The sequence below is a fragment of the Pantoea sp. ICBG 828 genome, assembly GCF_002928355.1.
GTDB classification, from domain to species: domain Bacteria; phylum Pseudomonadota; class Gammaproteobacteria; order Enterobacterales; family Enterobacteriaceae; genus Pantoea; species Pantoea dispersa.
On sequence record NZ_POWN01000004.1, the window covers coordinates 250,776 to 264,252 of the forward strand.

General features: G+C 59.3%; 12 protein-coding genes and 1 tRNA gene. 5 read left to right on the forward strand and 8 right to left on the reverse strand.

Going from position 1 to position 13,477, the window contains the following annotated elements; genetic code table 11:
* Window positions 1–13: 13 nt before the first annotated feature.
* Both C1Y43_RS11660 and C1Y43_RS11665 read right to left on the reverse strand, forming a co-directional pair.
* Window positions 14–1,516 (reverse strand): helicase HerA-like C-terminal domain-containing protein, encoded by a 1,503-nt coding sequence (locus C1Y43_RS11660; protein ID WP_021506723.1) that lies wholly within the window; start codon window positions 1,514–1,516, stop codon window positions 14–16.
* Window positions 1,517–1,686: 170 nt separating this feature from the next.
* The gene (locus C1Y43_RS11665) at window positions 1,687–3,261 is read right to left on the reverse strand and encodes an ABC transporter substrate-binding protein (RefSeq protein WP_369974311.1); all 1,575 of its coding nucleotides are present in this window, start codon (window positions 3,259–3,261) and stop codon (window positions 1,687–1,689) included.
* Window positions 3,262–3,786: 525 nt separating this feature from the next.
* On the opposite strand from C1Y43_RS11665, the gene C1Y43_RS11670 reads away from it, so the two are divergent.
* The 3 genes from C1Y43_RS11670 to C1Y43_RS11680 are packed head-to-tail and all read left to right on the forward strand — an operon-like array spanning window position 3,787 to window position 7,575.
* Window positions 3,787–4,518 carry a gluconate 2-dehydrogenase subunit 3 family protein gene (locus tag C1Y43_RS11670; protein WP_031279537.1) on the forward strand — a complete coding sequence of 244 codons (732 nt, stop codon included), beginning with the start codon at window positions 3,787–3,789 and terminating at the stop codon, window positions 4,516–4,518.
* Window positions 4,519–4,550: 32 nt separating this feature from the next.
* Complete coding sequence (locus C1Y43_RS11675; protein WP_021506726.1) at window positions 4,551–6,320, forward strand: GMC family oxidoreductase; 1,770 nt, start codon at window positions 4,551–4,553, stop codon at window positions 6,318–6,320.
* Between the two features lie 4 nt (window positions 6,321–6,324).
* Window positions 6,325–7,575 carry a cytochrome c gene (locus tag C1Y43_RS11680; protein WP_021506727.1) on the forward strand — a complete coding sequence of 417 codons (1,251 nt, stop codon included), beginning with the start codon at window positions 6,325–6,327 and terminating at the stop codon, window positions 7,573–7,575.
* A 112-nt stretch (window positions 7,576–7,687) separates the two neighbouring features.
* On the opposite strand, the gene C1Y43_RS11685 is transcribed toward C1Y43_RS11680, so the two are convergent.
* The 5 genes from C1Y43_RS11685 to C1Y43_RS11705 form a co-directional block, all read right to left on the reverse strand.
* Complete coding sequence (locus C1Y43_RS11685) at window positions 7,688–8,365, reverse strand: MarC family NAAT transporter (protein ID WP_021506728.1); 678 nt, start codon at window positions 8,363–8,365, stop codon at window positions 7,688–7,690.
* Window positions 8,366–8,750: 385 nt separating this feature from the next.
* On the reverse strand, window positions 8,751–9,386 hold the full coding sequence (locus C1Y43_RS11690) for a hypothetical protein (protein WP_021506729.1): 636 nt from the start codon (window positions 9,384–9,386) through the stop codon (window positions 8,751–8,753).
* 95 nt (window positions 9,387–9,481) lie between these two features.
* Window positions 9,482–9,961 (reverse strand): carboxymuconolactone decarboxylase family protein, encoded by a 480-nt coding sequence (locus tag C1Y43_RS11695; protein ID WP_021506730.1) that lies wholly within the window; start codon window positions 9,959–9,961, stop codon window positions 9,482–9,484.
* Between the two features lie 12 nt (window positions 9,962–9,973).
* Complete coding sequence (locus tag C1Y43_RS11700; protein WP_104188288.1) at window positions 9,974–10,579, reverse strand: FMN-dependent NADH-azoreductase; 606 nt, start codon at window positions 10,577–10,579, stop codon at window positions 9,974–9,976.
* An 11-nt stretch (window positions 10,580–10,590) separates the two neighbouring features.
* Complete coding sequence (locus C1Y43_RS11705; protein ID WP_058776589.1) at window positions 10,591–11,016, reverse strand: GNAT family N-acetyltransferase; 426 nt, start codon at window positions 11,014–11,016, stop codon at window positions 10,591–10,593.
* Between the two features lie 120 nt (window positions 11,017–11,136).
* Between C1Y43_RS11705 and C1Y43_RS11710 the strand changes: the two genes are divergently transcribed.
* The gene (locus C1Y43_RS11710) at window positions 11,137–12,516 is read left to right on the forward strand and encodes a PLP-dependent aminotransferase family protein (protein ID WP_058776590.1); all 1,380 of its coding nucleotides are present in this window, start codon (window positions 11,137–11,139) and stop codon (window positions 12,514–12,516) included.
* A gap of 109 nt (window positions 12,517–12,625) precedes the next feature.
* On the opposite strand, the gene C1Y43_RS11715 is transcribed toward C1Y43_RS11710, so the two are convergent.
* Window positions 12,626–13,141 (reverse strand): DUF2501 domain-containing protein, encoded by a 516-nt coding sequence (locus C1Y43_RS11715; RefSeq protein ID WP_104188290.1) that lies wholly within the window; start codon window positions 13,139–13,141, stop codon window positions 12,626–12,628.
* A 249-nt stretch (window positions 13,142–13,390) separates the two neighbouring features.
* Between C1Y43_RS11715 and C1Y43_RS11720 the strand changes: the two genes are divergently transcribed.
* Window positions 13,391–13,475 (forward strand) — tRNA-Leu (locus C1Y43_RS11720).
* Window positions 13,476–13,477 lie beyond the last annotated feature (2 nt).

Consider the following 13,477-nt stretch of genomic DNA (forward strand, 5'->3'; position numbering starts at 1 on the left):
TAGCAGAGGGCGATTAACGGCGGCGTCCACCGAGCAGACTGCCCAGTACGCCGCGGATGATCTGATTGGTCACCTGGCGCGCCGCGCTTTTCGCCACGCTCTGCACTACGCCGTCGCGCTTGCCGCCGCGCGGCCCGGTGCTGCCAAACAGAATCTCTTTCAGCCCACCCAGAATGCCGTCATCCACCGCCACGCTATTGCCTTTGCTGGGCGGCGCATCGGCCTGCTGCGGCGCGGCCTGTAAGCCTTGCTGTAACATTTCGAACGCCGATTCGCGATCGACGGCACTGTCGTATTTACCGTACAGCGGCGAATGGTTGATCAGGCTGTTGCGTTCATCAGGAGTGGCCGGCCCCATGCGCGAGCCCGGCGCGATCACCATGGCGCGCTGCACCATCGACGGACTGCCTTTCTCATCGAGGAAAGAGATCAACGCCTCGCCGGTGCCCAGCGCCTGAATCGCCTCCACGGTATTAAACGCCGGGTTGGCGCGCATGGTTTCGGCGGCGCTTTTCACCGCTTTCTGGTCTTTCGGCGTGAAGGCACGCAGCGCATGCTGCACGCGGTTACCCAGCTGACCGAGCACATTATCCGGAATGTCCGCCGGATTCTGCGTGACAAAGTACACGCCAACGCCTTTCGAGCGAATCAGGCGAATTACCTGTTCCACTTTCTCCAGCAGCACCGGCGGCGCGTCGTTAAACAGCAGATGCGCTTCGTCAAAGAAGAACACCATCTTTGGTTTGTCCAGATCGCCGGCTTCCGGCAGCTGTTCATACAGTTCCGCCAGCAGCCACAGCAGGCTGGTGGCGTAGAGTTTCGGCTGCTGATAAAGCTTTTCCGCTGCCAGGATATTGATGAAGCCTTTGCCATCAGCGTCGCAGCGCATCCAGTCACGGATATCCAGCATTGGCTCGCCAAAGAAGTGTTCAGCCCCTTGCTGCTCCAGCGCCAGCAGGCCGCGCTGAATGGCGCCCACCGAGGCGCTGCTGATATTGCCGTACTGCGTCTGAAATGCTTTGGCGTTATCACCGATATATTGCGTCATGGCGCGCAAATCTTTGAAGTCCAGCAGCAGCAGGCCCTGATCGTCGGCGATACGGAAGATAATTTGCAGCACGCCGGACTGCACCTCGTTGAGGCTGAGTAGCCGCGCCAGCAGCAGCGGGCCGAGATCGGACACCGTTGCGCGCACCGGATGGCCCTGCTGGCCGAAGATATCCCACAGCATCACCGGATTTTTCTGCGCCTGCCAGTCGGTGACGCCAATCTTCGCCAGCCGCGCCAGCAGCTTTTCCGAGCCGTCGCCTGCGGCCGCAATGCCGGAAAGATCGCCTTTGACATCGGCCATAAACACCGGCACGCCGATGGCGGAGAAGGATTCTGCCAGCTTTTGCAGCGTCACGGTTTTACCGGTGCCGGTCGCGCCGGTTATCAGTCCGTGACGGTTAGCCATGGCGGGCAGCAGATGCAGTTGAAGGTCAGGCGTCTGGGCGATCAGCAGTGGGGTAGTCATGATGTTTGCGCTCTCCGGCATTGCGTAATGACTCAAAGAATAGCAAGCGGTGCGCGGGAGAGAGAGGGATATTTGGGTGAAAAATAAGGGGAGTTCCGTTTGCTGCCCGCGCGATCGGCCCTTCTCCCGCAGGCGGGAGAAGGCTGGAATGAGGGGCAGCGCGCAGCTACCTACCTCTTCTCTACCGCATCGAAAAACAGCAGGCTCACGCCGATGCCCTGCTGCACGTGGCTGACGTTATTGCGCACCGCCACCTGCTGCGCGCCCTGCAGCATCACCACGAACGGCGAATCCTGCTGTACGCGCTGTTGCAGCGCGGTATACAGCGCGCGGCGCTGGCTGGCGTCGCTCTCACCGGCTGCGGTGCGCGTCTGCGCACTCAGCTCAGGAATCTCCCAGCCGACGCGCCACGCCAGCGTTTTAGAGCCGCCCGGCACGTTATAGGCAAAGGCGCTGGCGTTGGTATTCGGATCCACATAGTCGGCACCCCAGTAAATAAAGATCGACTGGAAATCACGTCCGCGCATTTTGCCCCACAGTTCCGATTCCGCCACTGGCTGCAGCTCAATCTGCACGTCGGCTTTGGCAAAGCTGGCCTGCAGCGCCTGCGCCACGTCGATGTACGGCGGCTGGTTGATCACCGTCAGCGAGAATTTGCTGCCGGGCCTGATACCGCCCTGCGCGAGGATCGCTTTGGCTTTGGCCACATCGTAATGGAACGGCTGATTCTCCAGCGCGCCATCAAAGCCCTGCGGCAGGAAGCTCTGGTGAATACGGTACTGGCCTTTCAGCAGATCGCGTGAAATGGCGTTGTAATCCACCAGCCAGCGCGCCGCCTGCCACAGCGCCGGGTTACCCAGCGCCGGCTGCGCTTTGTTTTGCGTATTAAATGCCAGGTAATAGACCAGGCTCGACGGGAAGGCCTCAATGCGCAACTGCTGGTCGTTTTTCAGCGCATCGATCTGGTCCGGGCCCAACTGGTATGCCACATCGACATCGCCCTGCTGAATCAGCAGGCGGCGTGCACCGGCATCGGCCACGCCTTTTAGCAGGATGCGTTTCAGCTGCGGCTGCGGGCTGGCGTGCGGATTTGCGCTCAGCACCAGAGCCTGCTGCGGCACATATTGCTGGATGCTGAATGCGCCGCTGCCCGCGGAGTGAGTGTGCAGCCAGCCGTTGCCGCTGTCGTTGGCGGTGATGTGCTGCTGCACGGTTTTGCTGTCCACCACCGAGGCCACCGGCGCGGTTAACAGGCGCAGCGCCAGATCCTGACCAATCTGCGCTGGCCACTGAATCTCCAGCTGATGATCGTTCACAACCCGCAGCTGGCTGGCGATGTTGTCCGCCTTCCAGCCAAACTCAGCGAGAATAAACGACGGGGCTTTATTGAGCTGTACCGCGCGCGTCAGCGAAAACACCACGTCCTGCGCGGTCACCGGGTTACCGCTGACGAAATGCGCATCCGGTTTCAGATTGAACACCAGGCTGTGCGGCGTGCTGCCGGGCTGCCATGAGGTGGCGAGCAGCGGCGCGAGTTTTTGAGGCGCATCGCGATCGGCCTCTACCAGCGTCTGATAAATGTTGCGCTGCACGCTGTTACTGACGGTCTCAAAACTTTCTGCCGGGTCGAAGCTGATAATGCCGTCGAGCGGCACGGCCACCACCAGCGTGTCTTTTGGCGTGGCGGCCTGCAGGGCAAAGGCGCTGCTGAATAAGGTGAAGAACAATAAGAGTGCTCGCATCATGATTATCCTGAGTAATTGATGCGACGACTTTATCGCTGTCGCGCTGCTGGCTAAATGCCGGTTTGTTCTGAGCTGTGCCGGAAATAACAATTAATACCGGCAATTAACTAATCGATTATTTTGTGTGCGCGCTGTCATATTCAGGAAATAAACCGCTCAGACGTTGCGCATTCAGCCAATAAGCGGTTATTGATAAGCATAAGCTCTGGTATGGAAGTATGATTTTTTCTGATTAATTAAGCTGAGCGACTATTTCTCACGCCGATTTGTTTCAGTCATTTGCCCAGTCTCTGGCGCTAATCTCCTGGCATTTGTACGGTTAAAAGCGCAATTCCCGCTGCGAAAGCGCGTCCACAGCGCCTGGCAACTTTTCGTCAGGTTGATGGTTTCTCATCAAAACACATTTCTAATTTAATGCTTACATCCTGAAATATCTGTATCCATAAGATTGCCAGCTTGTTTGCCGATTTATAAATCTATTAACAAAAATAATTCCCTTTCTTAGCAAGTGAGAGTCGTCGCGCCATGCTTTTAGAAAAACCGACCACCAGACGTAAGTTTTTACTTGGGTCGTTGCTGGCTTTGCCATTAAGCGACCTGGTTTTAAAAGGACTGACTGCAGCCCAGGCTGCGGAAATGGCAGCACCGGACCTTGCCGACTATAAACCGATCTTTTTTAGCGCTGAGGAGTGGCAATTTATTTTGGCCGCGACCGATCGCCTGATCCCCGCCGGTGGCAACGGCAAAGCGCCGGGTGCGCTGGAAACCAATGTGCCAATCTTCATTGACCAGCAGTTGCACAGCCCGGAGTTCGGCGCAGAGATCTACCTGCAGGGGCCGTTTGACGTGCACGCGCCCGCCACCATGGGCTATCAGATCCCGTTCACGCCGCAGCAGATGTATCGCACCGGCATCAAACTGGTGGAGCAGTGGACGCAAAGCACCTACCACAAAGCGTTCTCGCAGCTGACGCTGGCTGAGAAAGACGCGGTGCTGACCAAAGTGAATAAAAACGACGGTATCGACTTCGCCGCGCTGGGCGAACCGAACCTGAAAGCCTCGCAGTTCTTCAGCCAGCTGCTTTCCGATACCAAACACGGCTACCTCGCTGACCCGATGTACGGCGGCAACAAAGGCATGAAAGCCTGGATCGCCATCGGCTTCCCGGGGGCACGCGCCAGCTTCACCGAGTGGGTGAAGCAGCATAACGTGCCGTATCCGCTCGGACCGGTCAGCCTGATGGGCGAACGCGCCTGAATCCCCGTATTTGGTATGTGAGACAGAAAAACATGGCACAGATTACAAAGAAAGAAGTCGACGTCGTGGTGTGCGGCCTCGGCTGGGCCGGCTCGCTGATGAGTATTGAACTGGCAATGGCCGGACTGGACGTGCGCGCCCTTGAGCGCGGTGGCGAGCGCGACTACCCGGATTTCGCTTACCCGAAACCGGCCGATGAGTACGCCTATAACGTGCGCAACAAAGTGTTCGCCACGCCAAAAGAAGTGGCGGTCACCGTGCGTTACAACATGGACCAGACGGCGCTGCCAACCCGCAAATGGGGCGCATTTGCTCCGGGTACCGGCGTCGGCGGCGCGGGCATGCACTGGACGGCGGTACTGATTCGCCCCACGCCCACCGATATCAAACTGAAAACCTACGTCGATCAGGCCTATAAGCCCGGCATCCTGCAGGATGACATGCGCGTGATGGACTTCCCGTTCACCTGGGATGAGATCGAGCCGTATTTCTACAAATTTGAGCTGATTTGCGGCCAGTCTGGCACCACTGGCAATCTGCGCGGGCAAATTCTGGAAGGTGGCGATCCGTTTGAAGGCCCGCGTTCTGAGCCGTATCCGCTACCGGCGCTGGACGATACGCTGAATAACGTGATGTTCAAAGAGGCAGCAAAGAAGCTGGGCTATCATCCGTTCCCGAACCCGTCAGCCTGCGTCTCGCGCGCGTGGAAAAACCCGTACGGCAACCAAATCGCTCCCTGCAACTACTGTGGCTACTGCTCGAAATATCCTTGCCTGAACTACTCAAAAGCCTCGCCGCAGACGGCGGTGATGGACGCGCTGAAGCGCATGCCGAACTTCTCCTATGAAGTGCATGCGGAAGTGTACAAAGTGGTACTGCACGACGACGGCAAAACCGCGAAAGGCGTGCTCTATTTCGACGCTGATGGCAACGAAGTGTTCCAGCCGGCGAAGATTGTGGTGCTCTCCAGCTTCCAGCTGTACAACGTGCGCCTGATGCTGCTGTCCGGCATCGGTAAGCCCTACAACCCGATCACCGAAGAGGGTGTCGTCGGGCGTAACTATGCGTTTCTCTCCAACGGCGGCGCCACGCTGTTCTTCAAAGACAAGAACTTCAACGCCTTCGCCACCGCTGGCGCGACCGGTCAGATGTTTAACGACATCTCGCCTGGCAACTTCGACGGTCCGGGACTCGGCTTCCTCGGCGGCGCCAAAATCCACAGTTCGCAGGCGACCGGTACGCCGATTGGCACTGCGCTGCCGAAAGGCACACCGAGCTGGGGCATGGGGTACAAAGAGGGGCTGGAGCAGTGGTACAACCATTCGATGAAGATCAGTATTACCACCACCTGCCAGTCGTACCGCGATATCTATCTGGATCTGGATCCGCACTACACCGACCATCGCGGTCAGCCGCTGCTGCGCATGACCTTTAACTGGAAACAGAACGAGCTCAAGCTGCAGCAGCACCTGAAAGGCATCGTTGGCGACATCGCCAAAGAGCTGAATCCGGACAGCATGAGCATGAGTTTCCTGCCGATGGGCGCTGACTTTGACCTGACCAAATACGTCTCTACCCACAACGTGGGCGGCGCGGTGATGGGCGACAACCCGAAAACCTCGGCGCTGAACAAGTACCTGCAAAGCTGGGATGTGCACAACGTGTTTGTGCCGGGCGGTAACGCCTTCCCGCAGAACTTCCAGGCGAACCCGACCGACACCATCGGCGCGATTACCCTGATGGCGGCGCAGGCTATCAAAGAGCACTATTTGCAGAATCCCGGCCCACTGGTACAGGCATAAGCACATGAAATTAAAATCATTGTTAATCGCTCACGCGGTGCTGCTGGGCAGCTGTGCGGTGCAGGCGCAGGCAGCAGATGACGCATCACTGATTAAAAAGGGCGAGTATCTGGCGCGCCTCGGCGACTGTATGGCGTGCCATACCGTGGCGGGCAAAGCGGATTACGCCGGCGGACTGGCGATTGAGTCGAACCTCGGCACCATTTACTCCACCAACATCACGCCGGATAAACAGCACGGCATCGGCAACTACAGCGAGCAGCAGTTCTCGGATGCGGTGCGCAAAGGCGTGCTGCCGGACGGATCGCGCCTCTACCCGGCGATGCCGTACCCGGATTACGCCAAAATCAGCGATGAAGACCTGCACGCGCTGTACGTCTATTTCATGCAGGGCGTGAAGCCGGACAGCGAACAGCCGCCGGAAACAAAGCTGAGCTTCCCGTTCAGCCAGCGCTGGGGCATGCGTTTCTGGAACTGGGCGTTTACTTCGGACAAACCGTTCCAGCCGATTGGCGGCGCGTCAGCGGAGGTTAATCGCGGTGCTTACATCGTGGAAAGCCTCGGCCACTGCGGCAGCTGCCACACGCCGCGCGGCATCGGCATGAACGAGAAGGCGCTGGACAGCAGCGACGATCGCTTCCTCGCCGGCGGCAGCCTGAATAACTGGGAGGTGCCGTCGCTGCGCGGTGTGCCACGCTGGAGCGAGCAGGAGATTGTCGATTATCTGCAAACCGGACGTAACGATAAAGCCGCGGTGGGCGGCGAGATGACGTCGGTGGTGGAGCACTCCAGCTCGCACATGACGGATGCCGATCTGCAAGCGATTGCCGCTTACCTCAAGTTCCTCGGCGGCAATCCACCGCTGCAGGCGTACGACGTGCAGGCGCAGCAGAAGACCGAAGCGAAGCTGACAGCGGCGAAGAATCTGTCCGAAGGCGAGCGTCTGTATCTCGACAACTGCGGTGCCTGTCACTTTGTCACCGGCAAAGGCGCGCCGGGGATCTTCCCGGAGCTGGATCAGGCCACTATCGTTAATGCGCAGGACCCCAGCGGGTTGATTCACACCATTCTGGCCGGTGCGCAGCAGCCCTCAACGGAGAAAGCACCGTCGACGCTGGCGATGCCGCCGTTTGCGTATCGTCTGACCGATGATGAAGTGGCGCAGCTGGCCACCTTTATTCGTCAGGGCTGGAGCAACCACGCGCCGGCAGTGACGAAAGAACAGGTGGCGGATGTGCGGAAAACGCTGCACTAAAACGTAGCGGCGCGAACTGGCGCGCTGTCCTGATGGCAATGCCCGGCGTCGCGAGATGGCGGGCATTGCGCGATGAATCGCACCGCTAGCGTACGGTGCGATTTTTTATTGTTTAATGAAAGGTGTGCGCCACTTCCAGCACGCCGTTGATGACAAACTGCACGCCCATACACACCAGTAAAAACCCCATCAGGCGCGAAATCGCTTCGATGCCGCCTTTGCCGACCAGCTTCATGATGGCGCCGGAGCTGCGCAGCGAAATCCATAAAATCACTGCCACCGCCAGGAACGTCAGCACCGGCGCGATGGCCACCACCCACGCGGGGAAATCGACGCCGGCTTTCACCGTCGAGGCTGAACTGATGATCATCGCTATGGTGCCCGGTCCGGCGGTGCTCGGCATTGCCAGCGGCACAAAGGCGATATTCACCGTTTCGCGCGGATCGTCGCTGGCGTCGAGTTCATCCAGCTTGTGTTTGGCCTCCACCGAATGCCCGACCGGTTTGGCGGGAAACAGCATGCGAAAGCCGATAAAGGCGACAATCAGCCCGCCGGCCATGCGCAGGCCGGGAATCGAGATGCCAAAGGTGTGCAGCACCGCGTTACCGGCGTACCAGGCGACCATCATAATCAGGAACACGTAGATCGACGCCTGCAGCGCCTGGCGATTGCGTTCCTGAAAGTTCATGTCACCCGCGAGGCCGAGAAACAGCGCCACGGTGGTTAACGGGTTAGCAAGCGGCAAAATCACCACCAGGCCGAGCCCAATGGCTTTGAACAGTTCCAGCATGATTTATTCCCTGGTTAATATCAGGCGCGCAGCTGCCAGCGCAACGGTCGCCATGAATGGCGACCCTACAGTATCCTGTGCACCGATTTTTTCGTAGGGTGCGCATTTATGCGCGCAGCTGCCAGCGCAACGGTCGCCATGAATGGCGACCCTACAGTATCCTGTGCACCGTTTTTTTCGTAGGGTGCGCATTTATGCGCGCAGCTGCCAGCGCAACGGTCGCCATGAATGGCGACCCTACAGTATCCTGTGCACCGATTTTTTCGTAGGGTGCGCATTTATGCGCGCAGCTGCCAGCACAACGGTCGCCATGAATGGCGACCCTACAGTATCCTGTGCACCGATTTTTTTCGTAGGGGGCGCATTTATGCGCACCTGGACAGCATCAATGCTTCGGCGTTTCCATCGCTTCCAGCAGCTCGGGGAAAAAATCTTCCAGCAGATCCGGCGTCATCAGCTCGGGGTAATGAATCAAATGCTCGCGAATGCGTTCATTCACGTCTGGCAACAGGCGCTGGGCGGCGTCGCTGGCGCTGATTTTCTTCTGCTTCATCAGGCGCAGCACGTTATCCGGCAGGTTATCCTCATCTTCCTCGCTCTCTACGCCTTCCAGATCGTCCAGCTCATCCAGCAACTCCATCAGCGCTTCAATCTGCGGCGTGCGTGACTGATACTCTGCCGGCTTCTCATTCTCCAGATAGCGCAGCAGCGCGCGCACCGGCGAGCCGTCCGGCGTGGCGGGCGGTTCACTGGCGAACCAGCTAAGCAGCGCATGCTGGCTCACCTGATGTACGTGATAACCGTTGTCCACCAGCTCATCGGCGAGGATATCGGCGGTGTCGTGCTCAATCAGGCAAATGTGGGTGCGACCCGGCGTGAACTGCTCCAGCCACTGATAAATCTCCTCAATCACGCTGTCGGCGTAATGAAACGTCTGGCTGAGGTAGCTGTCATCCGGCTGGTGAACGCAGATGCGAATCAGGTCGGGATCGAAGTAAATCGCAATGTTGATGCCTTTCATGCGCGGTGTCCTGTGTGGTGCAAAACCTCACTATAGCGTCAGGGCGCGCAGAAAAACATGCTATCGCCAGCAGCCGCAGCCACTGGCGATAAAAATTACCGCAAATCAGCACGATCCAGCCCGTAAGCGCTGTCGAGCGCGCCGGGTGCCATCTGCGACAGGATCATCAGCCGGTTCCAGGTATTGATCACCGCGATCTTAAAGGTCAGCTCGCTGATCTCCACCTCGGAGAAGTGCGCGCGCAGCTCACCGTACAGCGCCTCGTCAACGCCGTGCTCGCCAATGCGCGTCAGCGCTTCGGTCAGGGCAAAGGCGGTTTTCTCGCGCGCGCTGAACAGCGGCGATTCGCGCCAGATCGCCACATGGTGCAGCCGCAGCTCATGCTCGCCGTCAATCGCCGCCTGCTTGATGTGCATGTCAAGGCAGAACGCGCAGTGGTTGAGCTGCGAGGCGCGGATATCCACCAGATGCCTGAGCGACTTCTCCAGCGACGCGCTGGCGACGCTATTCGACAAATCCGACATCGCTTTGGCCAGCGCCGGGGTGGTTTTGAAATGGTTAACGCGTTGAGTCATGATTTTCCTCCGTCAGAACAGACGTTCAATGGTTTCGAGTGCTTCGGGTAACGCGCGGGCACGGCTGAGCGGGTCGTGCGTGCCGTCGACGCGGATAAACTGCACATCGCTGATGCCGATGTACGCCAGCGCCGCGCGCACGTACGGCGTGAACTGGTCATCCTGCATAAAGGGCCCGTGGGCAAACACGCTGCCGCTGGCCATCACGCAGTAAACTTTTTTGCCGCTCACCAGCCCGACTTTGGTGCCTTCGGGGGTAAAGGCGAAGGTGCGGCCGGCGCGGGTAATATGATCGAACCAGGCTTTCAGCACCGACGGCAGCCCGAGGTTCCACATCGGCGATGAGATAACCAGGGTGTCGCAGGCAAACAGCTGATCCACCAGCCGTTCCGAGGTGCGAATGGCGTTACACTGCGCTTCATCACGCGCCTCCGGTGGGGTAAAAAAAGCCCTGATGGTGAAGGCATCGAGATGCGGCAGCGGCTGTTGCGCCAGATCCAGCACCGTCTCGTGCAGATCGTGATGGCGACTGCGCAGCTTTTCGATCAGACGTGCCGAGGCGATGCGCGACGTCGATCCCGCCAGATCCGGGCTGACTTTAATGTGCAGCACATTCATGCAGTGGTTCCTCATACGATAGAGCGATAAAAATGCAGGCCAAGCGCCTGATAGCCGCAGCGCTGATAAAACGCCTGCGCCCGGGTATTACTGATTGCGGTATCCAGCACCATACGGTGGCAGCCGTACTCCCGCGCCAGCACCGCTAAGCCGTCGAGCAGCGCGGCGCCGAAGCCCTGACCGCGCAGCGCGGGATCGCTCACCAGGTCATCGACGTAGCAGAAGCTGCCGTGGATAAAATTCTCCAGCAGGCGATAACCGGCCAGCACCGCCGGCTCTCCCTGATGTTCGATACCGGCGAGGTGATAACCCTGCGCCTGCTGACGCTGCGCCTGAGCGATAAACTGCGCCTCATCCGCCAGCCGCCCGCGCAGCGCACGCATCAGCGGGTAGCAGCGCGCGAGTTGTTCTGCGGTGGCGTAATGCACAATCTTCATGGCTGTCATCCGTATTGCGGGGGGAATGTCTGCATCTTAAACTGCTATGTCTGAGCGAACAGGGCCATTACGCGTGAAAACAGGTAGGACATAGCGCAGTGGCTGAGGAAGGAGTGACGCGTGGGTTACAAAGAGATTTACCAGCGCTTCCGGCAGCAGATTCTTGCCGGACAGCTCCGGCCGGGCGACCGCGTACCGGCGATCCGCATGCTGGCGGGCGAGCTGCAGGTGGCGCGTAAAACGGTGGAGGCCGCCTATGAAATCCTCATCGGTGAAGGCTATTTTATCAGCCAGGGCGCGAAGGGCACGCGCGTCAATCCACAGCTGAAGCTGGCGAGCGCAGCTACGCCACCGCGCGCACCGGCGACGACGCCCGCGCTGCTGCCGGTGACCGAGGGCAAAGGCGAGCTGCGGCTCGGCATCCCGGCGCTGGACGAGTTTCCGCATAAAAAGTGGCGGCTGCTGTCGGCGAAAGCGGCGCGCAGCCTGCGGCCGGACGAGATGATGATACCGCCGGTGATGGGATATGCGCCGCTGCGGGCGGCCATCGCCAGCTACCTGAACATTTCGCGCGGCCTCAACTGCCAGCCGGAACAGATCTTTATCACCAGCGGCTACCGCGCCAACCTACGGCTGATTCTGGCGGTGCTGGCGCAGCCGGGCGACAAAGTGCTGTTCGAAGATCCCGGCTACTTCTTTGGCCAGCAGCTGCTGAAGCGCATCGCACCCAACCTGCACTATGTGCCGGTGGATGGGCAGGGCGTCGACGTGGATTATCTGCTGCGCTATCACGCCGACGCGCGCTTTGCGGTGGTGACGCCAACGCACCAGAGCCCGCTGGCGGTCAGCCTGTCGCTGCCGCGCAAGCATCAGCTGCTGGCGTGGGCGCAGCAGCATGACAGCTGGATTATTGAGGATGATTACGACGGCGAATTTCATTACACGCGTAAGGTGATTCCGGCGCTGAAAAGCCTGGATGTGCATGACCGGGTGATCTACACCGGCACCTTCAGCAAAACCATGATGCCGGCGATGCGCATCGGCTATCTGGTGATGCCGCAGCACACGCTGGCGCAGTTCGGTGAGCTGGGCGAGATTCTGGAAACCGGCCTGCCGCTGCTGCCACAGAAGATCCTCGCGCAGTTTCTCAGCGAAGGGCATTTTTATCGCCACATCAAAAAGATGCGCATCCTGTATCAGCAGCGCCGTCGCATGATGCTGGAGGCCATCGAAGCCAGCTTGCCGGGGCTGTTTACCTTTGAGCTGACCGACGGCGGTATGCACATCGTGGCGTTTCTGCGGCGCGGCACCCAGGATGTGGCGCTGGCGACGCTGTGGGCGCAGCAGGCGCTATACGTGCGGCCGCTGTCGGGCTGGTACGCGCAGACGCAAAAGCGCTATGGCCTGGTGATTGGCTACACCAATATCCAGTCGTTTGAACAGGCGAGGGTGCTGCTGGCGCGCGTGATGGATGAGACGCGGGCGTTGTTGAGGGCTTAGCGGCTACGTAGCGAGAGAAGAGGGCGCGGGGGACAGCCCGCGCCGGCTGGCATAAGGTGAGTGGCGATTCAGACGGCAGGAAGGCGGCCTCTGAACCCGCGCGAAGGAATCACATGCCGATGTATTTTTTGCCCTGCTTCAGCACCACATCGCAGGCTTTGGTTTTCAGCTTCTCACCCATCGGCGAGTTGCTCAGGCTTTGCAGATTCAGCTGCTGACCGTTGCCGGTGTTCAGCAGGCCCTGCAGCCCCTGCTGGTAATCGGTTTTCTGCTGCTGCGCCGTGGTGGTGCTCAGGCCAAGCTTGCTCAGCACCTGATCCTTCACTGACTTCACGTTGTTATCCACCACGTTGTGCTGCACGCAATACTCCATCACGCCGGCGGCGTTGGTCATACTGTTGGCGCTCACCGCTTTATCGCCGCCGTTCAGCAGGCCGCTGAGCGAAGAGAGCGACAGTCCGCCGTTCTGCGTGTTGCTGGTGGTGGTGTTGCCGCTGTTCTGCTGCGATAACTGCGATGCGGCGCTGCTCAGCTGATCCTGCCAGCTCGCCGCCGATGCGCTACTGGCCACCAGTGCCGCCGCGATACCCCATCCCCAAACTAACCGTTGTGTTGCTTTTTTCATCTCAACCTCGTTGTGCTTATACGTCTGACTGCGTCAGTTGTGGTTAAGAGGCATGCGGCGGCAGAAAGTTCCGGAGAAGTGGCCGCCGCGCGCGAGTTTGGGAGTGTTCCGGAGGCGACTGCCGGGGTTTTGCGCAGCGTTTTTGGCAGCGCTGCTTTTTTCGACGTTTAGCGCACATCCCCGTCGATTCCGGTTGCGCCGCAAGCGCGTAACGGTATAATCGCCCACGTTTTCCGCATCCTCTTCAGTGCCGAAGTGGCGAAATCGGTAGACGCAGTTGATTCAAAATCAACCGTAGAAATACGTGCCGGTTCGAGTCCGGCCTTCGGCACCATC